The organism is Cupriavidus sp. GW821-FHT02F09 (assembly GCF_059421605.1).
This window is the reverse complement of sequence record NZ_JBWKVH010000025.1, coordinates 68,143-88,292: the sequence shown is the minus strand read 5'-3', so window position 1 is coordinate 88,292 and position 20,150 is coordinate 68,143. Positions and strand designations below refer to the sequence as shown.

At 63.4% G+C, this 20,150-nt stretch carries 24 protein-coding genes; 2 read left to right on the top strand and 22 right to left on the bottom strand.

Annotation, left to right across the window (positions count from 1 at the left end):
* Window positions 1-55: 55 nt before the first annotated feature.
* From AC07XB_RS24785 to petA, 4 genes are all read right to left on the bottom strand, one after another.
* Window positions 56-667 carry a glutathione S-transferase N-terminal domain-containing protein gene (locus AC07XB_RS24785; protein WP_006159674.1) on the bottom strand — a complete coding sequence of 204 codons (612 nt, stop codon included), beginning with the start codon at window positions 665-667 and terminating at the stop codon, window positions 56-58.
* A 257-nt stretch (window positions 668-924) separates the two neighbouring features.
* Window positions 925-1,668, bottom strand: coding sequence for a cytochrome c1 (locus tag AC07XB_RS24780; protein WP_492373472.1), 744 nt, complete (start codon window positions 1,666-1,668; stop codon window positions 925-927).
* A 37-nt stretch (window positions 1,669-1,705) separates the two neighbouring features.
* Window positions 1,706-3,109, bottom strand: a complete 1,404-nt coding sequence (locus AC07XB_RS24775) for a cytochrome b (protein ID WP_441637817.1) — start codon at window positions 3,107-3,109, stop codon at window positions 1,706-1,708.
* Window positions 3,110-3,111: 2 nt separating this feature from the next.
* The gene (petA, locus tag AC07XB_RS24770) at window positions 3,112-3,729 is read right to left on the bottom strand and encodes a ubiquinol-cytochrome c reductase iron-sulfur subunit (protein ID WP_267604528.1); all 618 of its coding nucleotides are present in this window, start codon (window positions 3,727-3,729) and stop codon (window positions 3,112-3,114) included.
* 212 nt (window positions 3,730-3,941) lie between these two features.
* Here petA and mscL point away from each other — a divergent pair, with 212 nt between their 5' ends.
* On the top strand, window positions 3,942-4,373 hold the full coding sequence (mscL, locus tag AC07XB_RS24765) for a large conductance mechanosensitive channel protein MscL (protein ID WP_441637936.1): 432 nt from the start codon (window positions 3,942-3,944) through the stop codon (window positions 4,371-4,373).
* A 54-nt stretch (window positions 4,374-4,427) separates the two neighbouring features.
* On the opposite strand, the gene AC07XB_RS24760 is transcribed toward mscL, so the two are convergent.
* On the bottom strand, window positions 4,428-5,174 hold the full coding sequence (locus tag AC07XB_RS24760; protein WP_492373471.1) for a Nif3-like dinuclear metal center hexameric protein: 747 nt from the start codon (window positions 5,172-5,174) through the stop codon (window positions 4,428-4,430).
* A 19-nt stretch (window positions 5,175-5,193) separates the two neighbouring features.
* Here AC07XB_RS24760 and AC07XB_RS24755 point away from each other — a divergent pair, with 19 nt between their 5' ends.
* The gene (locus tag AC07XB_RS24755) at window positions 5,194-6,387 is read left to right on the top strand and encodes a Do family serine endopeptidase (RefSeq protein ID WP_492373470.1); all 1,194 of its coding nucleotides are present in this window, start codon (window positions 5,194-5,196) and stop codon (window positions 6,385-6,387) included.
* Window positions 6,388-6,892: 505 nt separating this feature from the next.
* On the opposite strand, the gene AC07XB_RS24750 is transcribed toward AC07XB_RS24755, so the two are convergent.
* From AC07XB_RS24750 to murA, 17 genes are all read right to left on the bottom strand, one after another.
* On the bottom strand, window positions 6,893-7,984 hold the full coding sequence (locus tag AC07XB_RS24750; RefSeq protein WP_492830502.1) for a porin: 1,092 nt from the start codon (window positions 7,982-7,984) through the stop codon (window positions 6,893-6,895).
* A 246-nt stretch (window positions 7,985-8,230) separates the two neighbouring features.
* On the bottom strand, window positions 8,231-9,028 hold the full coding sequence (gene tatC, locus AC07XB_RS24745; RefSeq protein ID WP_492373468.1) for a twin-arginine translocase subunit TatC: 798 nt from the start codon (window positions 9,026-9,028) through the stop codon (window positions 8,231-8,233).
* A 130-nt stretch (window positions 9,029-9,158) separates the two neighbouring features.
* Window positions 9,159-9,668, bottom strand: coding sequence for a Sec-independent protein translocase protein TatB (tatB, locus tag AC07XB_RS24740; RefSeq protein ID WP_253931150.1), 510 nt, complete (start codon window positions 9,666-9,668; stop codon window positions 9,159-9,161).
* A gap of 151 nt (window positions 9,669-9,819) precedes the next feature.
* The gene (tatA, locus tag AC07XB_RS24735) at window positions 9,820-10,056 is read right to left on the bottom strand and encodes a Sec-independent protein translocase subunit TatA (RefSeq protein ID WP_043350196.1); all 237 of its coding nucleotides are present in this window, start codon (window positions 10,054-10,056) and stop codon (window positions 9,820-9,822) included.
* 163 nt (window positions 10,057-10,219) lie between these two features.
* Window positions 10,220-10,576 (bottom strand): histidine triad nucleotide-binding protein, encoded by a 357-nt coding sequence (locus tag AC07XB_RS24730; protein ID WP_174424911.1) that lies wholly within the window; start codon window positions 10,574-10,576, stop codon window positions 10,220-10,222.
* A 71-nt stretch (window positions 10,577-10,647) separates the two neighbouring features.
* Complete coding sequence (locus tag AC07XB_RS24725; RefSeq protein WP_174424912.1) at window positions 10,648-11,022, bottom strand: DUF4870 family protein; 375 nt, start codon at window positions 11,020-11,022, stop codon at window positions 10,648-10,650.
* Window positions 11,023-11,081: 59 nt separating this feature from the next.
* Window positions 11,082-11,462, bottom strand: coding sequence for a phosphoribosyl-ATP diphosphatase (locus tag AC07XB_RS24720; RefSeq protein WP_492373466.1), 381 nt, complete (start codon window positions 11,460-11,462; stop codon window positions 11,082-11,084).
* A complete protein-coding gene (gene hisI, locus AC07XB_RS24715; protein ID WP_043350207.1) occupies window positions 11,459-11,866 on the bottom strand; it encodes a phosphoribosyl-AMP cyclohydrolase in 408 nt (135 codons plus the stop codon). Before hisI ends, AC07XB_RS24720 begins: the two co-directional genes overlap by 4 nt.
* Window positions 11,867-11,881: 15 nt before the next feature.
* The gene (gene hisF / locus AC07XB_RS24710; RefSeq protein ID WP_174424913.1) at window positions 11,882-12,652 is read right to left on the bottom strand and encodes an imidazole glycerol phosphate synthase subunit HisF; all 771 of its coding nucleotides are present in this window, start codon (window positions 12,650-12,652) and stop codon (window positions 11,882-11,884) included.
* A 78-nt stretch (window positions 12,653-12,730) separates the two neighbouring features.
* On the bottom strand, window positions 12,731-13,477 hold the full coding sequence (gene hisA / locus AC07XB_RS24705; RefSeq protein WP_006159658.1) for a 1-(5-phosphoribosyl)-5-[(5-phosphoribosylamino)methylideneamino]imidazole-4-carboxamide isomerase: 747 nt from the start codon (window positions 13,475-13,477) through the stop codon (window positions 12,731-12,733).
* Between the two features lie 89 nt (window positions 13,478-13,566).
* Window positions 13,567-14,220 (bottom strand): imidazole glycerol phosphate synthase subunit HisH, encoded by a 654-nt coding sequence (hisH, locus tag AC07XB_RS24700; protein ID WP_492373465.1) that lies wholly within the window; start codon window positions 14,218-14,220, stop codon window positions 13,567-13,569.
* Complete coding sequence (locus AC07XB_RS24695; RefSeq protein WP_043350221.1) at window positions 14,217-14,840, bottom strand: YchE family NAAT transporter; 624 nt, start codon at window positions 14,838-14,840, stop codon at window positions 14,217-14,219. The genes hisH and AC07XB_RS24695 overlap by 4 nt, the downstream gene beginning before the upstream one ends.
* 122 nt (window positions 14,841-14,962) lie before the next feature.
* Window positions 14,963-15,556, bottom strand: a complete 594-nt coding sequence (gene hisB / locus AC07XB_RS24690; protein WP_006159655.1) for an imidazoleglycerol-phosphate dehydratase HisB — start codon at window positions 15,554-15,556, stop codon at window positions 14,963-14,965.
* A gap of 4 nt (window positions 15,557-15,560) precedes the next feature.
* The gene (hisC, locus tag AC07XB_RS24685) at window positions 15,561-16,661 is read right to left on the bottom strand and encodes a histidinol-phosphate transaminase (RefSeq protein WP_492830505.1); all 1,101 of its coding nucleotides are present in this window, start codon (window positions 16,659-16,661) and stop codon (window positions 15,561-15,563) included.
* 87 nt (window positions 16,662-16,748) lie between these two features.
* Entirely contained in the window at window positions 16,749-18,086 is a 1,338-nt protein-coding gene (gene hisD, locus AC07XB_RS24680; RefSeq protein WP_174424915.1) for a histidinol dehydrogenase, read from the bottom strand.
* A 33-nt stretch (window positions 18,087-18,119) separates the two neighbouring features.
* Window positions 18,120-18,782, bottom strand: coding sequence for an ATP phosphoribosyltransferase (gene hisG / locus AC07XB_RS24675; RefSeq protein ID WP_150985708.1), 663 nt, complete (start codon window positions 18,780-18,782; stop codon window positions 18,120-18,122).
* A gap of 26 nt (window positions 18,783-18,808) precedes the next feature.
* Complete coding sequence (gene murA / locus AC07XB_RS24670; RefSeq protein WP_492373463.1) at window positions 18,809-20,059, bottom strand: UDP-N-acetylglucosamine 1-carboxyvinyltransferase; 1,251 nt, start codon at window positions 20,057-20,059, stop codon at window positions 18,809-18,811.
* Between the last annotated feature and the right edge of the window lie 91 nt (window positions 20,060-20,150).

The window sequence follows — 20,150 nt, the reverse complement described above, 5'->3', positions numbered from 1 at the left end:
CAGTGGCGCAGTCCGGCGGTCCGACGCGAGCTTGCCGCGTCGGACCAAAGCCGGTTTAGCGGCGCATCACCTTTTCAGACGGGGTGAGCGCTTCGATGTAGGCCGGGCGGCTGAAGATGCGTTCGGCGTACTTGAGCAGCGGCGCAGCGTTCTTCGACAGTTCGATGCCGTAGTGGTCCAGGCGCCACAGCAGCGGGGCGATGGCAACGTCGAGCATCGAGAACTCTTCGCCAAGCATGTACTTGTTCTTGACGAAAATCGGCGCGAGCTGGGTCAGGCGGTCGCGGATGGCGGAGCGGGCGCGCTCGTGGTTCTTCTCGGCGGCCTTGCCCTTTTCATTTTCGAGGGCGTAGACGTGCGTGAAGAGTTCCTTTTCGAAGTTGAACAGGAACAGGCGAGCGCGGGCGCGCTGCACCGGGTCAGCCGGCATCAGCTGCGGGTGCGGGAAGCGCTCGTCGATGTACTCGTTGATGATGTTCGACTCGTACAGGATCAGGTCGCGCTCGACCAGGATGGGCACCTGGCCGTAGGGGTTCATCACCGAAATGTCTTCCGGCTTGTTGAACAGGTCGACGTCACGGATCTCGAAATCCATGCCCTTTTCGAACAGGACGAGGCGGCAACGTTGGGAGAACGGGCAGGTGGTGCCCGAATACAACACCATCATGGTTGGATTCCTTTGATGCGGGGTCGATTGACTGGATCGGTATTCTGGCAGAACCGATATAGAGAAAGCAAATTAGAGATTCATGAAGCACATCCAAGTGCATTCGATGCGCATTAAAGTCGGCATTGACGCACATTTATCTGGCATTGCGCCTGCAGCCTAGAAAGCAAAAGGGCTGGCGCGGGGTTGCTCTGCACAACACCCGCCCCAGCCCTCTCCCCATCAGACCCGCGGGCCTTCCGGGGTTTTATCGCGCTTTACTTGATGTCTTTCCAGTACGAAGCGTTCAGGCGCCAGGCGAAGACGGTGAACACACCGAGGAACATCAGCACCCAGACGCCCAGGCGCTTGCGCTGGTTCTGCGCGGGTTCCGCCATCCAGTCCAGGAAGCCAACCAGGTCGCTCGTGGCCTGGTCGTACTCGAGCGTGCTCATCTTGCCCGGGGTGATCTGCTCGAAGCCGGCGAACTTGTGCACCTTCTCGCCGTGCTCTTCCACCTCGACGAACTTGGCGGCGCGCTGGCCTTGCAGCTCCCACAGCACGTGCGGCATGCCGACGCTCGGGAACACCAGGTTGTTCCAGCCCGTGGCGCGGTTGTCGTCACGGTAGAAGGTACGCAGGTAGGTGTACAGCCAGTCGTCGCCGCGGGCGCGGGCGATCACCGACAGGTCCGGCGGCGTGGCGCCAAAGAAAGCCTTGGCATCCTTCGGCGGCATGGCGATGGTCATCATGTCGCCCACCTTCTCGCCAGAGAACAGCAGGTTCTGGCGGATTTGGTCGTCGGTCAGGCCGATATCCTTGAGGCGGTTGTACCGCATCATGGATGCGCCGTGGCAGTTCAGGCAGTAGTTGACGAACAGCTTGGCGCCGCGCTGCAGCGAGGAAAGATCGCTCGTTTGCACGGGCGCCGGCTCGAGGGGGTAGCCCCCTTCGTTGGCCATGGCGGGCGCGGCGGCAAAGCAGGCGCCGGCCAGCGCGAGAATCGAAAGCAGCTTTTTCATCTTTTGTCCTTGTGCTCTTGTCGGGGTAAGTCCGGGCTCAGTGCGGGTGGAACGTGACACGTTCCGGCACTTGCTTGAACTGGCCGACTCGGCTCCACAGCGGCATGGTCAGGAAGAAGGCGAAGTACAGCAGGGTTCCCAGCTGCGACACCTTTTCACCCACCGGCGACGGAGGCTGTACGCCAAGGTAGCCCAGCACGATAAACACCACCACGAACACGACGAGAATGCTCTTGTGGAAGGACGGGCGATAGCGGATCGATTTCACCGGCGAGTGGTCCAGCCACGGCAGGAAGAACAGGATCACGACCGAGCCGCCCATCACCAGCACGCCCCAGAACTTGGCGTCGATGAAGTAGAAGCCCACGGCCAGGATCACGGCGATGGCAAGCGCGCCAACCTTGATGCGCGCGTCCTTGCTACGCAGGAACACCAGGCCAAGCAGCACCGCGAAGAACACCCACAGGATCGGCAGGAAGTTCGAGGTGGTGGCACGCAGCATCGAGTAGAACGGCGTGAAGTACCAGACCGGCGCGATGTGCGGCGGGGTCTTGAGCGGATCGGCCGGGACGAAGTTGTTCGACTCCAGGAAATAACCGCCCATCTCCGGGAAGAAGAAGATCACAGCGGAGAAGATCATCAGGAAGCCGCCCACGCCCATCAGGTCGTGCACCGAGTAGTACGGATGGAAGGGGATGCCGTCCAGCGGCACGCCGTTCTCGTCCTTCTTGGCCTTGATCTCGACGCCGTCCGGGTTGTTCGAGCCCACTTCGTGCAGCGCGATGATGTGCGCGACCACCAGGCCCAGCAGCACCAGCGGCACGGCGATGACGTGGAAGGAGAAGAAGCGGTTCAGGGTCGCGTCGCTCACGACGTAGTCGCCGCGGATGAACAGCGACAGGTCGCCGCCGATCACGGGGATGGCCGAGAACAGGTTCACGATCACCTGGGCGCCCCAGTACGACATCTGGCCCCAGGGCAACAGGTAGCCCATGAAGGCCTCTGCCATCAGGCACAGGAAGATCAGGCAGCCGAAGACCCAGACCAGCTCACGCGGCTTGCGGTACGAACCGTACAGCAGGCCACGGAACATATGCAGGTACACCACCACGAAGAAGGCCGAGGCGCCGGTGGAGTGCATGTAGCGCACCAGCCAGCCCCAGGGCACCTCGCGCATGATGTACTCCACGCTGGCGTAAGCCACGGGAATGCCGGCGGCGTTGAGCGTGCCGTCCGGCTTGTAGTTCATCACCAGGAAGATGCCGGTGACGATCTGGATGACCAGGACCAGCAGGGCGAGCGAGCCGAAGAAGTACCAGAAGTTGAAGTTCTTCGGTGCGTAGTACTTGGAAAGATGATCTTCCCAAAGTTGGGTTGCGGGGAAGCGTGCGTCGATCCAGCCAAGCAGGCCGGTCGTCTTTACTTGTTTTTCGGCCGCCATGGTCAAGCGTCTCCTTTTTCATCCTTGCCGATCACGATCTTGGTGTCGGACAGGAACTGGTACGGGGGTACGTCGAGGTTTTGCGGAGCCGGCTTGTTCTTGAACACGCGGCCAGCGAGGTCGAACGTCGAGCCGTGGCAGGGGCAGAGGAAACCGGGATCGGAGCCGAGCTGGGGATTGGAGCCGGAGCCAAAGGGGCCGGAGGGCGAGCAGCCCAGGTGGGAGCAGATGCCCACCACGACCAGCAGATCTTTGTGTTCTGCGCGGGAACGGGTTTCGTTCTTGCAGTACTCAGGCGTCTTCATGGTGAAGGGAACGTCCGAGTTGGGGTCGGCGACTTCGGCATCGGTTTTCTTCAGCGACGCGAGCATTTCCTCGGTGCGCTTCAGGATCCAGACTGGTTTGCCGCGCCATTCAACGGTCATCATCTCGCCCGATTTGAGGGCGCTGATGTCGGCTTCTACCGGGGCTCCGGCGGCCTTTGCCTTCTCTGACGGCGCAAACGTACTGACGAACGGAACCGCTACCGCCACGCCTCCGATGCCGCCAGCGACTGACGTCGCAATCAACCAATTGCGGCGACCCTTATCCACGTTCTTCACGTTTTGCTGGTCACTCATTCCAAACCCCAGGGGATGTCAAATTAGATTTTGCGTCAACCGTAAATTGTACCTTAGGCACATGTGGCATTGAAAGGCGCACGGTGATTGCGCGACGTACGATAATCGGCCACAAAAAGGGCGATGTGGCCTGTACGCTTGCGTTACAGGCGGTGATGGGGCAGGCTTTTATCCTGACGACCGTTCAACGAAAGCAACACTGGGAGAAAAGCATGGGGATGATGTCGGAGTTCAAGGCCTTCGCAATGCGGGGCAATGTGGTCGACCTGGCAGTCGGTGTGATTATCGGCGCCGCGTTTGGCAAGATTGTCGATTCCGTGGTGAATGACCTGATCATGCCGGTGGTGGGCCGCATTATTGGCAAACTCGACTTCTCTAACCTTTTCGTGGTGCTATCCGAGCCGCCGGCGGGCGTGCCGCACACGCTAGACGCCCTAAAGAAAGCCGGCGTTCCCGTATTTGCCTATGGGAATTTCCTGACTATTCTGGTCAATTTCATCATTCTGGCTTTCATCATCTTCATGATGGTGCGCGCCATCATGAAGATGCGTGCCGCCGAACCGGCGCCAGCACCGGCCGCCACGCCCGAGGACGTGGTGCTGCTGCGCGAGATCCGCGACAGCCTGAAGGCACGCCAGCCCTGAGGCAATGCCGGGCGCGGCCAGCCACCACACCCGCCTCGCGGCATCGGCCCGGAATCAAACCGGGTTGGGAATATCGATAAAGGTATGGCGCAGGCCGAATTGCTGCGCCAGGTGTTCGCCTAGCGACTGGATGCCATAGCGCTCGGTGGCGTGATGCCCCGCCGCCAGGTAGGCCACGCCGCTCTCGCGCGCCAGATGGGTGGTCTGCTCCGAGACCTCGCCGCTCAGGTAGGCATCCACGCCGGCTGCCACCGCCGCGTCGAAGTAGCCCTGGGCGCCGCCGGTGCACCAGCCCACGGTGCGGATCATCTGCCCAGGGTCGCCGATGGCAAGCGGCTCGCGGTTGAGCACGCCACCCACATGGGCGGCCAGCGCGGCGAGCGGCATGGATTGTGGCAAGGTGCCGGTCCAGCCAAGCTGGCCGTCGCCAAAGCGCCCGGTTGGGGTGAAGCCGAGCTGCAAGCCCAGCTGGGCGTTGTTGCCGAACTCGGGATGGTCGTCGAGCGGCAGGTGATAGGCCAGCAGGTTCACGTCGGCGCCCAGCAACCGCTTCAAGCGCGCGTGCTTCTGCCCGATCACGCGGGCATCTTCGTTTTTCCAGAAGTAGCCGTGATGGACCAGGATGGCATCGGCGCCGGCCTCGATGGCGGCTTCGACCAGGGCCAGGCTCGCGGTCACGCCGGTAGCGATGTGCTCTACCTCGGGGCGGCCTTGCACTTGCCATCCGTTCGGGCAATAGTCTTTGTATCGAGGTACTTGAAGCAGGTCGTTCAAGTACAATTCAAGATCTTTTGTTTTCATATCCTGCCCAAAATCCAATATGTTGCGCCGCTTTTGGCTGTTCTTTGCTCAGGCTGTCACCGTTGTGCTGGCAGTGTGGTTCGTCGTGGCCACGCTCAAACCCGAATGGCTGCAGCGCGGCCGGGTGGCCGTGCAATCCGGTTCGCCCATCGTTGCGCTGAAGGAAGTCGTCCCCAATGTGGCCGGCTCCTCCGCGCCGGGCTCCTACAGCGAGGCGGCCCAACAGGCGATGCCGGCGGTGGTCAACATCTTCACCAGCAAGAACGGTAATAAGCAAACGCCCAATCCGCAGGCAGAAGACCCCTGGTTCCGCTTCTTCTTTGGCGATCGCCTGCCGGAGCGCCAGGAGCCGGTCTCCAGCCTTGGCTCGGGCGTCATCGTCAGCGCGGAAGGCTACATTCTAACCAACCACCACGTGGTGGACGGCGCCGACGAAATCGAGGTCGCCCTGACCGATGGCCGCAAGGCCAACGCCAAGGTCGTGGGCTCGGACCCAGAAACCGACCTGGCCGTGCTCAAGATCACGCTCAAGGACCTGCCGGCGATCACGCTGGGGCGTATCGAGAACGTCAAGGTAGGCGACGTGGTGCTGGCCATCGGCAACCCCTTCGGCGTCGGCCAGACCGTCACCATGGGCATTGTCTCGGCGCTGGGCCGCAGCCACCTGGGCATCAATACCTTCGAGAACTTCATCCAGACCGACGCAGCGATCAACCCGGGCAACTCCGGCGGCGCGCTGGTCGACGCGCAGGGCAACCTGCTGGGCGTCAACACGGCTATCTATTCGCGCTCCGGCGGCTCGCTGGGTATCGGCTTCGCCATTCCGGTGTCCACGGCCAAGCAAGTGATGGAGTCGATCATCTCCACCGGCTCAGTGACACGCGGATGGATCGGCGTGGAGCCGCAGGACATGACGCCGGAGATCGCGGAGTCCTTTGGGCTCGAAGCCAAGGAGGGCGCACTGATCGCGGCCGTGGTCCAGGGCGGGCCGGCTGACAAGGCCGGCGTGAAGCCGGGCGACGTGCTGGTCTCGGTGGATGGACTGAGCATTACCGACACCACCGCCCTGCTCAACGCCATCGCCCAGCTCAAGCCAGGCGCCGAGGCCAAGATGAAGGTCGTGCGTCGTGGCAAGCCAACCGAACTGACGGTGATGATCGGCAAGCGGCCACCGCCGCCGCGCCGGGCGCTGCCACTGGATGAGGAAGAGTAGCCAGAACCCCTGAATAGCGCCCTGCTTCACCAAACCCCGCCCCTTGTGGCGGGGTTTTTGTTGTTGGTGAGATACCTGCCGGCTTGGGACCCGGCACGTGCGTACCCGGTGCTGCGCGAGGCGCTCTCGTGGCACGGTTCGGCGCCCTGCCGGGCCTGGACGGTCAACTGGGAACTGGGGATAAGGAACGGGGACAAGGAACAGCCGGCGAGAGGGATGACCGCCATGACGGCCTCGGGCTGACATCAATGCCGCGCCCGCTGACGGCGCAAGGCCACAGCCGCCCTCCCCCTGCGGGGATCCGTGGCGGCGGGACGGATGGCAACACCGCAGATCGCGGGCTGAGACCATACTGCGTCGCGACCTGGGAGCCCCATGTCATACGAGCGCCACGATCGCCATTGCGTAGCGGCCATCGGCCGCATATAACAAAACGCCGGCATCCTTGCGGATGCCGGCGTTTTGGATTCAAGCCAATCTAGAGCAGGCTTACGCCTGCGCTAAATTAGAACTTGTGGCGAACACCAACCACGCCGCCGAACTGGTTGCCACCAGTTTGGACGAGCGGGCCAGACGTGATTTGGTCGTTGAAACCATTCACGCTCAGAGCCGAGTTAGCACCCTTGTTCAGGATGTACGTAGCCGTAGCGTACACGTCGGTGCGCTTCGACAGCGCGTAGTCGGCGGTCGTCACGAACTGCCACGGGTTAGCCTTGGCGTTACGCAGGTTCTGGTAGTAAGCCGAGCCCGACAGCGACAGAGCCGGGGTCAGCTGGTAGCCCAGACCAACCCAACCCAGGTTCGATGCGGTGTTCTGCGCGCCAGCAGCACCCGGCAGGGTCGCGTTGTTGAAAGCCTTGGCATAACGGTAACCAGCGTAGAGCTTGGCCGGACCGAAAGCGTAGGTACCAGCGATGGTAGCGCGACGGATCAGCTGATTGTCGGTGAGAACACCTGCCGACGATTTGTTCGACTGGTCATAAGCAGCACCAACCGAGAACGGGCCTGCGGCGTAGCTTGCCAGGAAGCCGTACTCGCGGCCGTTGGTGAAGTTACCAGCAACCTCTTGGTTGTTGCTGTTGAAGCTGTAGAAGGCCGAAGTGGTCAGGCCACCGAACGTGCCGGTGTACTTGACCGCATTGTCAGCACGGAAAGCGTATTCCGGAGCCGTTGCGGTGATCGAGTAACGGGTCGAAATGGCCATCGGATCATACAGCAGGCCGAAGTCATAGAACGTGGTCTGCTGACGGCCCAGGGTCAGGGTGCCGTACTGGTTCTGCAGACCGACGTAGGCGTTACGGCCAAACAGGCGGTTGCCTTGACCCATCGTACCGTTGTCAACGTTGAAGCCGCTTTCCAGGACAAAAATGCCCTTCAGACCGCCGCCCAGATCTTCGACGCCACGCAGGCCCCAACGCGAACCGGACTGGTTGCCCGACTGCAAGGCAAACAGGTTGTGGTTGCCGGTAGAGCTTTGGTTCTTGTTGGTGTATTCAATACCAGCGTCAACCACGCCGTACAGGGTCACGCTCGATTGGGCATACGCACCACCAGCGGCCAGGGCAGCTACAGCGGCTGCAAACAGTTTCATCTTCATATCGACACTTTCCTTGTCAACTGATTGGGAAATCTTGGCTTGCCCAAGTGCTTGGGCGACGCATTTACCTTCACGTCTGATGCGTATTATGGGTCAGCGCCCCCGGCCGCTAGAAGGCTTTTTCATCGTTAACCATGGTTACGGACACATTTTGTTGTGATGTCGCAACAGCATAGGTGACGTTTTTCACCATTTTGGTGCAAAAGTTACGACACCAAGCCTTGTTCTCGCCATTCTGCCCGGCCGTCAATCTGGCTGGGCTTCGCTGGCTGCAGCGTCCGTCGCAACGGGCTTTGTGGTGAATCGCGCCATGATCAGCCCCAGTTCATAGAGCGCAATCAAAGGCACCGCCAGCAACAACTGGGACAGCACATCGGGCGGCGTCACCACGGCGGCAATCACGAAGGCGCCGACGATCACATAGGGGCGAATCTGCTTGAGCTTCTCCAGTTCGACCACACCGAAACGCACTAGCACGATCACGACCACCGGCACCTCGAAGGTAATGCCAAAGGCCAGGAACATGGTCATGGCGAAGCTGAGGTATTTGTCGATGTCGGTCGACATCTCGGCCCCCAGCGGCGCGTTGTAGTGCGCCATGAAATGGAACACCGTGGGAAACACGAGGAAATAGGCAAACGCCACGCCGCAGATAAACAGGATGTAGCTGCTGCTCACCAGCGGCACGATCAATCGCTTCTCATGCTGGTACAAGCCGGGCGCGACGAACTGCCATATCTGGTAGAGCACCCAGGGCAGCGCTATCAGGAAGGCGACCAGCAGCGTCACCTTCATCGGCACAAAAAAGGAGCCGGTGACGTCGGTGACGATCATCCTGCCGCCCTTGGGCAGCGACTCCATCAACGGCCTGGCAAACAGGTTGTAAATGTTCGGCGCCCAGTAGACCAGGCTGACGAACACCAGGATCACGCCTGACGCGGCCTTGACGATACGCGAGCGCAACTCCACCAGGTGAGAGATGAAGGTTTCCTGCGGACCATCGTCTTGCGGGTCTTGGGGATCTTGGGAACGAGAGTCGCTCATGGCGTGGACCGCTCAGCCGGGATGGCTGGCATCGAGGAATCGGTGGCGATACAACGGCACGGCGCGCAAGTCGGAACGCACGACAGCGGTGGCCGGCCGGTTACCGGCGTGTGGACAAGCCCCTTCATGCTCACTCGAAGAAAGAGCGAGCGGGACCGGTGGCGGGACGGTGGCGCTTGACGCGCGCGGCGCCGGATTGCGCCCACACGCGTACATTGTGCTGGCGCTTGTACCACAGGGGCTGCGCGCCTTGCTTGACGCGCCAGCTCTTGCGGCCGTTGTGGGGCTTGTGCGCCGTGTCCCAGGAAGGCACATAGCCACTGGCCGGGCTTGCCCCTGCCTGCGTGCTTGAGTCAGTGCCGGTCAGTGCATCGTTCAGGGCCTGGCCGTGCTCGTGCACTTCCTTGTGGATGGTGCGCTCGACATCGCGCGCGGCATCCTCGAACTCCGTGCGCATCTTGCGCAGTTCGTCGAGCTCGACCTCGCGGCTGACTTCTGCCTTCACGTCATTGATATAGCGCTGCGCGCGGCCGACCAGTGCGCCGACCGTGCGCGCCACCTTCGGCAGCCGCTCGGGACCGATCACCACCAGCGCCACGGCGCCGATCAGTGCAAGCTTGGAAATGCCGAGATCGATCATGCGAGGTTCGGGAGGATGAGGCCGTAACAATGGCCGCCCCGGCCAGCGCGCAGGTCGTCACGCAGGCAAGCGTGGCGAAGCGAACGTGGCCGGCAAGGCATTGCTGCCAGGAGGAGAGACATCGGGCGTGCTGACAAGGGTGGGATCGCGCTTACTGCTGGCGCGACTTTTCCTTGGCTTCGACGTCGATGGTGGTGGTGTCGCGCAGTTCCTTGGCCGGCGCGTCCGGCGCGTCAGCGGGGTTCCCGTTGGCATCCTTCATGCCGTCCTTGAAGCCCTTCACGGCGCCACCGAGATCCTGGCCGATATTGCGCAGCTTCTTGGTGCCAAAGACCAGCATGACGATCACCAGCACGATGAGCCAGTGCCAAATGCTAAACGAACCCATTTTCTGCTCCTGATGAAGCCTGGGGCGGCGCCTTGCCACCCCGGCTTGTTGTTCCGTCACTGAAGGCCATGCCGGGCGACGGTTGCCGGCACGGCATCTGACCGAAGGCCACGCGGCCCGCGGTCCTGCATGGGCTGGCTGCCAGGCTGGCTTGAAGCCGGCTTTAAGGCAGCGGCACCTTCCACTGGTTGCGCGGGCCGCCAAGCACGTGCAGATGGAGGTGGTACACCTCCTGTCCGCCATCCGGGCCGGTATTGATCACCGTCCGGAAACCATTGCCACAGCCTGCCGCGCGCGCCAACTCCGGCACTTTCAACATCATTTTAGCAAGCACCGCGCCTTCGCCGGGTCCGCAATCGGCCAGCGAATCGACATGCACCTTGGGAATGAGCAGGAAGTGTACCGGGGCTTTCGGGTGGATATCATGGAAAGCCAGCATTTCGTCATCTTCATACACCTTGCGCGACGGTAGCTGGCCGGCCACGATCCTGCAGAAGAGGCAATTGTGCGGTGAATTCATGAAAATTTCATTGCGCGCAGCAAATCAGGCTGCGATTTCGCCGGGAACCCGCCGGGATCCCGTCAGAAGCATCAGAAACGCTGATCCGGGTACATCGGCTTGCTGTCATTCAGGTAGAGCCAGCCCTTGACGATACGATACAACATCCACAGGGACAGCACGCCCCATGCCGCAAAGGCCAGCGGTATCAGGAACACCGTGGCAAACAGCACGCCGCCCAGAATGGCCCACGCCACCGACCACCAGAAGGAGCGGATCTGCCAGGCAAAGTGGGAGGCGTAGAGGGTGCCCCGGGTGTCGTCGCGCTTGACGTACCCGACCACGATGGCGATCAGCGCGGTGATGCCGCCGGTCAGCCAGAAAATGGCGTACAGGGCATAAAGAATGTGCGTCAGCTTGCGCAGGCTAGCGAGCCGGTCGTTGTCAGCGGTGATCACATCCCCCATCGTCGTTGCTCCTCAAAGCGGCTCGTAGTTGCGGGTTGCCGGCGGGCCGGCGTGGCTATTCAACTGCCGTCGGCCTTGCGCTGGGCTTTTTCCTCAAGGCCGGACAGGCCTTCGCGGCGAGCCAGCTCGTTGACCACGTCGGCCGGCTTCAGGCCGAAACGGGCGAGCAGCACCATGCTGTGGAACCAGAGATCGGCCACCTCGTACACCACCTTGCCGACCGCCTCCGGACCCAGGCCGGCAGCGCGCGCATCCTTGGCGGCCATCACGGTCTCGGTGGCTTCCTCGCCGATCTTCTTCAGGATGGCGTCGTCACCCTTGTGGAACAGGCGTGCCACGTAAGACTTGTCAGGGTCTCCGCCGTTCTCCGGCTTGCGCGACTCCAGCACGGTGGCCAGGCGGGCCAGCACGTCCGCGCTGCTCAAATGTTGTTCGCTCATGGCTTGGCCGCGTAGATAGTGGACGGATCCTTGAGCACAGGCTCGACGGTCTGCCAGTCACCGCTCTCGGCGTCGCCCTCGAACTTCTGGAAAAAGCAGGAGTGGCGCCCGGTGTGGCAAGCGATGCCGTCGTTCTGGGTGACCTTGAGCAGGACCACGTCTTCGTCGCAATCCAGGCGCATCTCGTGCACCTTCTGTACGTGGCCGGATTCCTCGCCCTTGTGCCACAGGCGCTTGCGCGAGCGCGACCAGAACACGGCCTCGCCGATCTCCGCGGTGCGCTGCAGCGCTTCGCGGTTCATGAACGCGAACATCAGCACGTCGTTCGAGCCGACTTCCTGGACAATCACCGGCACCAGGCCGTTGTCGTCCCACTTAACCTTGTTGAGCCACTTCTTTGCCATGTCGGTTCGCCGTGTTCAGATTCGCACCGGAATGCCCTCGCGGGCCATGAATGCCTTTGCTTCGCCAACGGTGTGCTCGCCGTAGTGGAAGATGCTGGCGGCCAGCACCGCGTCGGCGTGCCCCAGCTTGATGCCGTCGGCCAGGTCCTTCAGGCCGCCCACGCCACCCGAGGCGATGACCGGCACGGACACCGCGTCGCTGACAGCCCGCGTGAGTTCAAGGTCGAACCCGCTCTTGGTGCCGTCGCGGTCCATGCTGGTGAGCAGCAGCTCGCCGGCGCCGCGCGCGGCCATCTCGCGCGCCCAGGCCACGGCGTCCAGGCCGGTGGCCTTGCGCCCGCCGTGGGTGAAGACTTCCCAGCGCGCCGGCTCGCCGGGCGCGGAGCTGCGCTTGGCGTCGATCGCGACCACGATGCACTGCGACCCGTAGCGCGCGGTGGCATCCGACACCAGCTGCGGGTTGGCGATGGCCGAGGAGTTGACGCTGATCTTGTCAGCGCCGGCATTGAGCAGGCGCCGCACGTCTTCCACGGCCCGCACGCCGCCACCTACCGTCAGCGGGATGAAGACCTGGGAGGCCACCGCCTCGATGATGTGCAGGATCAGGTCGCGGCCGTCGCTGGTCGCGGTGATATCAAGAAAAGTGATTTCATCGGCACCCTGCTCGTCGTAACGGCGGGCGATCTCGACCGGGTCGCCCGCGTCGCGCAATTCGACGAAGTTGACACCCTTGACCACCCGCCCGTTGGTCACGTCGAGGCAGGGGATGATACGTTTGGCTAGCATGAGATTCCTTGCCCGCCACGGCGCTGCGCGCATGCGTGGCGCCGGTGGCTGCAATTGTCGCGCGCGAGGCGCGTTGTCTTACTGCTCGGCGCCGAGCTTGTCGGCAAGCGCCTGGGCTTCGGCGAAATTGAGGTCGCCCGAATAGATCGCGCGGCCGCAGATGACGCCTTCGACACCATCCTTTTGCACGCTGCACAGGCGTTCGATATCGGCCAGGTTGGACAGCCCGCCGCTGGCGATCACCGGAATCGTCGCCGACTGCGCCAGCTTGACGGTGGCATCGATATTGATGCCCTGCAGCATGCCGTCGCGGCCGATGTCGGTGTAGATGATGGCTTCCACGCCGTAGTCCTCGTACTTGCGCGCGAGGTCGGCGACTTCGTGGCCGGTCAGCTTGCTCCAGCCGTCGGTGGCAACCTTGCCTTCGCGGGCGTCCAGGCCGACGATGATATGGCCGCCGAACGCCGTGCAGGCATCCTTGAGGAACCCGGGATTCTTGACCGCGGCCGTGCCGATGATCACGTACGACAGGCCGCCGTCGAGCCAGCGCTCGATGGTGTTCAGGTCGCGGATGCCGCCGCCGAGCTGGATCGGGATCTCATCGCCCACCTCGGCGATGATGGCCTTGATGGCAGCTTCATTGCGGGGCTTGCCCACGAACGCACCATTGAGGTCGACCAGGTGCAGGCGCCGTGCGCCCTGCTCCACCCAGTGACGTGCCATGGCGGCGGGATCTTCGGAAAAGACGGTGGCCTGGTCCATGTCGCCTTGTTTAAGGCGTACACATTGACCGTCCTTCAGGTCGATGGCCGGAATGAGCAACATAAGTGTGACGAGCGTGATTGAGTGAAAGAGAAAATTGAGCTAGCCACCGTGGCCGGCCAACTCGGTCCCGAAAAAGCCGCTATCGAGGTTCAGGGATTCCAATGCACGAAGTTCCGGTACAGCTGCAAGCCCATGGCGGCGCTCTTTTCCGGGTGGAACTGCGTGGCAAAAATATTATCGCGCGCTACCGCGCTCGTAAATAAGACACCGTAGTCGGTTTCGCCGGCAATATGCGCCGGATCCTGCGCATGCACGTAGTAACTATGCACGAAATAGAACCAGCTTTCATCGGGGATGCCAGCCCACAGCGGATGGGAGCGTGCCTGCCGCACCCGGTTCCAGCCCATCTGCGGCACCTTGTAGCGTGAGCCGTCCGGCTGGGTCATGCCTTCCAGCTCGAAGCGGATCACCTCGCCGGGCAACAGCCCCAGGCAAGGCGTGCTGCCGTCCTGCGTCCTACTTTCCTTGCTGAAGTCGAACAGCATCTGTTCGCCAACGCACACGCCCAGCATCGGCTTGCTGGCGGCGGCCTCGATCACCGCCTGCTGCAAGCCGGACGCGCCCAGCGCGCCCATGCAGTCTGGCATCGCCCCCTGGCCGGGCAGCACCACGCGGTCCGCCGCGCGGATCGCCTCGGGCTGGTCCACCACCTGTACGTCCGCCTCGGGCGCCGCCGCACGCAGGGCCTGCGCCACCGAGCGCAGGTTGCCCATGCCGTAATCCACAATTGCTATGGTAGTCATGATTTCAAAACAGGCAACAATGTCTTAAGCCCGTCCACAATGAATTCCACGGCCAGCGCCGATAGGATCAGTCCCATCAGGCGCGTACCGATATTGATGCCAGTGCGGCCGATCACGCGCGCGATCGGGTCCGCGGCGCGGAATACTATATATACCACTGCGCCCAGCGCGATCCCGATTCCGACCAGAATCAGCAACTGGTACCAGTGCTGGGTCTTGCCGGCATAGACGATCACCGTGCTGATCGAGCCGGGCCCGGTCAGCAAGGGCAGCGCCAGCGGCACCACCGCGATGCTGGCCTTGGCTTCCGCCTCGTCCTCTTCCTCGGGCGTCGCCTTGGTGCGGCTGGTCTGGGCGTTCAGCATGTTCATCGCCATCATGATCATGATGAGGCCACCGCCCACCTGGAGCGAAGCCACCGAGATATTGAAGAACTCAATGATCTGCTGGCCCAGCAAGGCGGAAATACCCACTACCGTCGCCACCGAGATCGACGCAATCTTGATGGTATGCCGCTTTTCTTCCTCGGTCTGCTGGGTGGTCAGGCTGATGAAGAACGGGATGGCCCCGATCGGGTTGATCAGCGCCAGCAGCGAGATGAACGACTTAAGCGTATCCATCGGGTTGGGCTAATGTCGCGCTAATGCCGCGTTGGTGCCGCATCGGCACCACATTGATCGGAAATTTGCCGCCGGCGGCGCAGAACGCGCCGCCATGCGAGGCTGGTGGACGCCGCTAAGGCTCAGCCGACGAGGGTGCCCTTGGTCGACGGAATCGTGTTGCCGGCGCGCGGATCCATTTCCACCGCCATGCGCAGCGCGCGGCCGAAGGCCTTGAACACGGTTTCGCATTGATGATGGGCATTGATGCCGCGCAGGTTGTCGATATGCAGCGTCACCGCGGCATGATTGACGAACCCGCGGAAGAACTCGATGGTCAGGTCCACATCGAAGCTGCCCACCCGCGCGCGGGTAAACGGCACATGGAACTCCAGGCCCGGGCGGCCGGAGAAGTCGATCACGACGCGCGACAGGCATTCGTCCAGCGGCACATAGCTGTGGCCGTAGCGGGTGATGCCCTTCTTGTCGCCAATGGCCTTGGCAACGGCCTGGCCAAGCGCGATGCCGACGTCTTCCACCGTGTGGTGGTCATCGATATGGGTGTCGCCGCTGGCTTCGACCTCGAGGTCGAACATGCCATGGCGCGCGATCTGGTCCAGCATGTGGTCGAGGAACGGCACGCCCGACGCCAGTTTCTGGCGGCCGGTGCCATCGAGATTCAGCGAAACGCGAATTTGCGTTTCCGAAGTATTGCGGGTGACCTCTGCAACACGCATGGTGTTAATCCTGCAACGCCGCCTGGAAGGCAGCGAGAAATTGCGCGTTCTCTTCGGGAGTGCTGACCGTGACGCGCAGACAGTTGGCCAGCAATGGGTGCATTTTACCCACGTTCTTGATCAAAACCTTGCGCGCGAGCACCCCGTCGAACACACGGGCGGAATCGTCGACGCGCACCAGCAGGAAATTGGCGGCGCTCGGGTAGACCGTCACGCCCGGCAAGGCGGCCAGTGCGCTGGCCACGGTGGCGCGCTCGGCGCGCAGTTGCGCAGCCTGCTGGTCCAGCACGTCGACATGCTCCAGCACGAACAGCGCGGTGGCCTCGGTCAGCACATTGACGTTGTACGGCGGGCGCACCTTGTCGATCTGCGAGAGCCAGGCCGGCGCACCGGCCAGGTAACCCAGCCGGATGCCGGCCAGGCCCAGCTTGGACACGGTGCGCATCACCAGCAGGTTGCCGAACTCGGCCAGGCGCGGCATCCAGGTGTCCTGGGCGAATGGCTGGTAGGCCTCGTCGACCACCACCAGGCTCTGGCAGGTCTCGCCCTGGGCGGCGCGCACGATGGCTTCCATGTCATCCGCATCGAACAGGTTGCCGGTGGGATTGTTGGGGTAGGCCAGGTAAATGATGGCAGGCTGGTGCTCGGCCATGGCCGCGAGCATGGCCGCCCGGTCGAGCGTGAAATCCGCCTTGAGCGGCACGCCGACGAATTCCAGCCCGGCAAACTGGGCGGACATGGCGTACATGACGAAGCCCGGTACCGGTGCCAGCACCTTGGCGCCCGGCCTGGCGGCGGCCAGCGACAACATGCTGATGATCTCGTCCGAGCCGTTGCCCAGCAGCACGTCCATGCCCGCGGGCACGTCCATGACCGTTTTCAGGCGCGCGCGCAGCACTTCGCTGCTTGGCACCGGATAACGGTTCAGCGCCACCTCGGCCAGCCGCGCGGCCAGCTCTGCGCGCAGCGCGTCGGGCAGCTGGTAGGGATTCTCCATCGCGTCCAGCTTCACCAGACCGTGCGAATCCGGCACATGGTAGGCGCCCATGGCGCGTACATCGTCACGGATGATGCGTTCGATCAGGGAAGGCTGCACTACGGACATTGGATTACCTCTTTGGTCGGTGGTTGTCGGTGCTGATTGCTGCAATCCGGCCGGGCGCCGAAAAAACCGGAACCCGGCCGCTGTGCCTCAGTTACGCCTGAGGCGATACTCGGCGCTGCGGGCGTGGGCCTGCAATCCCTCGCCATAGGCCAGTTCGGCGGCGATCTGGCCCAGCATCTGGGCGCCCTGCTCGCTCACTTCGATCAGGCTGGAGCGCTTCTGGAAGTCGTACACGCCCAGCGGCGACGAGAAACGCGCGGTGCGCGAGGTCGGCAGCACGTGGTTGGGCCCCGCACAATAGTCGCCCAGCGACTCGCTGGTATAGCGGCCCAGGAAGATGGCGCCGGCGTGGCGGATCTTCTCGGCCCAGTGGCGCGGGTTCTCGGCGGAAATCTCCAGGTGCTCCGGCGCGATCGCGTTGGCGATCTCGCAGGCCTCGTCCATGTCGCGTACCCGGATCAGCGCGCCGCGCCCGGACAGCGAGGCACGGATGACGTCGCGGCGCGGCATGGAGTCAAGCTGGCGGTGGATGCTTTCTTCCACCTGGGCCAGGTAGTTCGAGTCGGGGCACAGCAGGATGGATTGCGCGAGCTCATCGTGCTCGGCCTGCGAGAACAGGTCCATCGCCACCCAGTCCGGATCGGTGGTGCCGTCGCAGATCACCAGGATCTCGGACGGGCCGGCGATCATGTCGATGCCGACGGTGCCGAACACGCGGCGCTTGGCCGCCGCCACGTAGGCGTTTCCCGGGCCGACGATCTTGTCGACCTGGGGCAGCGAGCCCGTGCCGTAAGCCAGCGCGCCAACCGCCTGCGCGCCGCCGATGGTAAACACGCGGTCCACGCCGGCGATCTGCGCCGCGGCCAGCACCAGCTCGTTGCGCACACCGCCCGGCGTGGGCACGACCATGATGACTTCCTTGACGCCGGCCACGCGTGCTGGGATGGCGTTCATCAGCACGGACGACGGATACGCCGCCTTGCCGCCCGGCACATAGATGCCGACGCGGTCCAGCGGGGTCACCTTTTGTCCCAGCACGGTGCCGTCGGACTCGGTGTATTCCCAGCTGTGGCTGCCGCACTCGATCTTCTGCTTCTCGTGGTAGGCGCGCACGCGCGCCGCCGCGGTTTCCAGCGCGGCGCGGCGCTTGGGCTCGAGCTCGTCGAGCGCGGCTTCGAGCTTGGCCGGCGAGATCTCCAGCGCGGCCATGGAGCTGGCTTCCACACGATCGAAGCGCTGCGTGTACTCCAGTACCGCGGCGTCGCCGCGCGCCTTCACATCGGCAAGGATCTGCGCCACGGCGCGATCGATGGCGTCGTCTTCTCCGGCTTCGAACGCCAGTACCTTGCGCAACTCGGCGGCAAAGCCCTGCTCGGTTGAATCCAGCCGGCGGATTGCGAGGTTTTCCATAGAATTTTCGTTCATGACTCCATTCCCCAGGCTCTCTCTCGCGCGGCGTCAGGCCAGCGCGGCGGAGGCCCGTTCAAACGCGTCGAGAATCGGGGCAAGCCGCTCACGCTTGAGTTTGAGGGCAGCCTGGTTGACCACCAGGCGCGACGATATCTGCACGATCTCTTCCACTTCGACCAGGTTGTTGGCGCGCAAGGTCCCGCCGGTGCTGACCAGGTCGACAATGGCGTCGGCCAGTCCCACCAGCGGCCCGAGTTCCATCGAGCCATACAGCTTGATCAGGTCCACGTGCACGCCCTTCTTGGCGAAGTGCTCGCGCGCGGTCTGCACATATTTGGTGGCCACGGCCAGCCGCGCGCCCTGGCGCACCGCGCTGGCGTAGTCGAAGCCGGCCGAGGTTGCAACCGACATGCGGCACTTGGCGATATTCAGGTCGATCGGTGCGTAGAGCCCGGCCATGCCGTGTTCCATCAGCACGTCCTTGCCAGCCACGCCGAAGTCGGCCGCGCCGTATTGCACGTAGGTCGGCACATCGGAGGCGCGCACGATGATGACGCGCACGTCCGGATCGGAGGTGGGCAGGATCAGCTTGCGCGAGGTTTCCGGATCCTCGGTGACATGGATGCCGGCCGCCTCGAGCAGCGGCATGGTTTCGGTGAAGATCCGGCCCTTGGAGAGGGCCAGCGTCAACTGGGTCGGGGAGGGGCTCATCTGCGTCCTTTTATCTTTTCGTGCGCTCAGGCGATGCGGCGGATCTTGGCGCCCACGGCCGACAGCTTGTCTTCCATGCGGTCATAGCCACGGTCAAGGTGATAGATGCGGTCGATCACGGTCTCGCCCTCGGCCACCAGGCCGGCGATCACCAGGCTGGCGGAGGCGCGCAGGTCGGTCGCCATCACCTTGGCGCCCGACAGCCGGGGCACGCCGGTGACCACCGCGGTATTGCCTTCGACCGCGATGTCGGCGCCCAGCCGGCTCAGCTCCTGCACGTGCATGAAGCGGTTCTCGAAGATGGTTTCGGTAATGCGAGCCACGCCGCCGGCCACGCTGTTCAGCGCCATGAACTGCGCCTGCATGTCGGTCGGGAAGGCCGGGTATTCGGAGGTACGGAAGCTCACCGACTGCGGGCGCTGGGCCATCGTCAGGCGGATCCAGTCTTCACCGGCCTCGATGGCGGCGCCGGCTTCGCGCAGCTTGTCGAGCACCGTGTCCAGGATGTGCGGCGACACGCCGCGCAGCACCACATCGCCCAGCGTGGCGGCGGCCGCGCACAGGAAGGTGCCGGCCTCGATACGGTCGGCGATCACGGCGTGGCTGGCGCCATGCAGGCGATCCACGCCCTGGATCACCAGGCGGTCAGTGCCGATGCCCTCGATACGGGCCCCCATCTTGACCAGCAGGTTGGCCAGGTCGGTTACTTCGGGCTCACGCGCGGCGTTTTCGAGCACGGTCTCGCCGTCGGCCAGCGTGGCGGCCATCAGCAGGTTTTCGGTACCGGTCACGGTGATCATGTCGGTCACCACGCGCGCGCCCTTCAGGCGCTTGGCGCGGGCATGGATAAAGCCGTGCTCGATGCTGATCTCGGCCCCCATGGCCTGCAGGCCCTTGATGTGCTGGTCGACCGGGCGCGCGCCAATGGCGCAGCCGCCAGGCAACGACACGCGCGCTTCGCCAAAGCGCGCCACCAGCGGGCCCAGCACCAGGATCGATGCGCGCATGGTCTTGACCAGCTCGTAGGGAGCCTCGGGCGAGTTGACGTCGGCGCCGTTGAGCGTCACGCGCGTGCCGTCCTGCTCGGCCTTCATGCCCATCTGGCGCAGCAGCTTGAGCGTGGTACCCACGTCCTGCAGCCTGGGAACGTTGTCGAGCGAGAGGGTGTCGGCGCTAAGCAGTCCCGCGCACAGGATCGGCAGCGCGGCGTTCTTGGCGCCGGATACGCGGATCTCGCCTCGCAGTGGGCCATTGCCCTGGATCTCGAGTTTGTCCATGTTCTTTCAATTCCGGCCGGCCGCCCGCTGGCGTCCGGCATGTTTCATTACGGTCCGTGGCGGTGCGTCAAGGCGCGCCGCCGCAGCATCT

What these genes read in the sequence shown, in the direction of transcription:
- AC07XB_RS24785 (WP_006159674.1), bottom strand. Translation starts at nt 667, where the DNA reads ATGATGGTGTTGTATTCGGGCACCACCTGCCCGTTCTCCCAACGTTGC.
- AC07XB_RS24780 (WP_492373472.1), bottom strand. Translation starts at nt 1,668, where the DNA reads ATGAAAAAGCTGCTTTCGATTCTCGCGCTGGCCGGCGCCTGCTTTGCC.
- AC07XB_RS24775 (WP_441637817.1), bottom strand. Translation starts at nt 3,109, where the DNA reads ATGGCGGCCGAAAAACAAGTAAAGACGACCGGCCTGCTTGGCTGGATC.
- petA (WP_267604528.1), bottom strand. Translation starts at nt 3,729, where the DNA reads ATGAGTGACCAGCAAAACGTGAAGAACGTGGATAAGGGTCGCCGCAAT.
- mscL (WP_441637936.1), top strand. Translation starts at nt 3,942, where the DNA reads ATGGGGATGATGTCGGAGTTCAAGGCCTTCGCAATGCGGGGCAATGTG.
- AC07XB_RS24760 (WP_492373471.1), bottom strand. Translation starts at nt 5,174, where the DNA reads ATGAAAACAAAAGATCTTGAATTGTACTTGAACGACCTGCTTCAAGTA.
- AC07XB_RS24755 (WP_492373470.1), top strand. Translation starts at nt 5,194, where the DNA reads ATGTTGCGCCGCTTTTGGCTGTTCTTTGCTCAGGCTGTCACCGTTGTG.
- AC07XB_RS24750 (WP_492830502.1), bottom strand. Translation starts at nt 7,984, where the DNA reads ATGAAGATGAAACTGTTTGCAGCCGCTGTAGCTGCCCTGGCCGCTGGT.
- tatC (WP_492373468.1), bottom strand. Translation starts at nt 9,028, where the DNA reads ATGAGCGACTCTCGTTCCCAAGATCCCCAAGACCCGCAAGACGATGGT.
- tatB (WP_253931150.1), bottom strand. Translation starts at nt 9,668, where the DNA reads ATGATCGATCTCGGCATTTCCAAGCTTGCACTGATCGGCGCCGTGGCG.
- tatA (WP_043350196.1), bottom strand. Translation starts at nt 10,056, where the DNA reads ATGGGTTCGTTTAGCATTTGGCACTGGCTCATCGTGCTGGTGATCGTC.
- AC07XB_RS24730 (WP_174424911.1), bottom strand. Translation starts at nt 10,576, where the DNA reads ATGAATTCACCGCACAATTGCCTCTTCTGCAGGATCGTGGCCGGCCAG.
- AC07XB_RS24725 (WP_174424912.1), bottom strand. Translation starts at nt 11,022, where the DNA reads ATGGGGGATGTGATCACCGCTGACAACGACCGGCTCGCTAGCCTGCGC.
- AC07XB_RS24720 (WP_492373466.1), bottom strand. Translation starts at nt 11,462, where the DNA reads ATGAGCGAACAACATTTGAGCAGCGCGGACGTGCTGGCCCGCCTGGCC.
- hisI (WP_043350207.1), bottom strand. Translation starts at nt 11,866, where the DNA reads ATGGCAAAGAAGTGGCTCAACAAGGTTAAGTGGGACGACAACGGCCTG.
- hisF (WP_174424913.1), bottom strand. Translation starts at nt 12,652, where the DNA reads ATGCTAGCCAAACGTATCATCCCCTGCCTCGACGTGACCAACGGGCGG.
- hisA (WP_006159658.1), bottom strand. Translation starts at nt 13,477, where the DNA reads ATGTTGCTCATTCCGGCCATCGACCTGAAGGACGGTCAATGTGTACGC.
- hisH (WP_492373465.1), bottom strand. Translation starts at nt 14,220, where the DNA reads ATGACTACCATAGCAATTGTGGATTACGGCATGGGCAACCTGCGCTCG.
- AC07XB_RS24695 (WP_043350221.1), bottom strand. Translation starts at nt 14,840, where the DNA reads ATGGATACGCTTAAGTCGTTCATCTCGCTGCTGGCGCTGATCAACCCG.
- hisB (WP_006159655.1), bottom strand. Translation starts at nt 15,556, where the DNA reads ATGCGTGTTGCAGAGGTCACCCGCAATACTTCGGAAACGCAAATTCGC.
- hisC (WP_492830505.1), bottom strand. Translation starts at nt 16,661, where the DNA reads ATGTCCGTAGTGCAGCCTTCCCTGATCGAACGCATCATCCGTGACGAT.
- hisD (WP_174424915.1), bottom strand. Translation starts at nt 18,086, where the DNA reads ATGAACGAAAATTCTATGGAAAACCTCGCAATCCGCCGGCTGGATTCA.
- hisG (WP_150985708.1), bottom strand. Translation starts at nt 18,782, where the DNA reads ATGAGCCCCTCCCCGACCCAGTTGACGCTGGCCCTCTCCAAGGGCCGG.
- murA (WP_492373463.1), bottom strand. Translation starts at nt 20,059, where the DNA reads ATGGACAAACTCGAGATCCAGGGCAATGGCCCACTGCGAGGCGAGATC.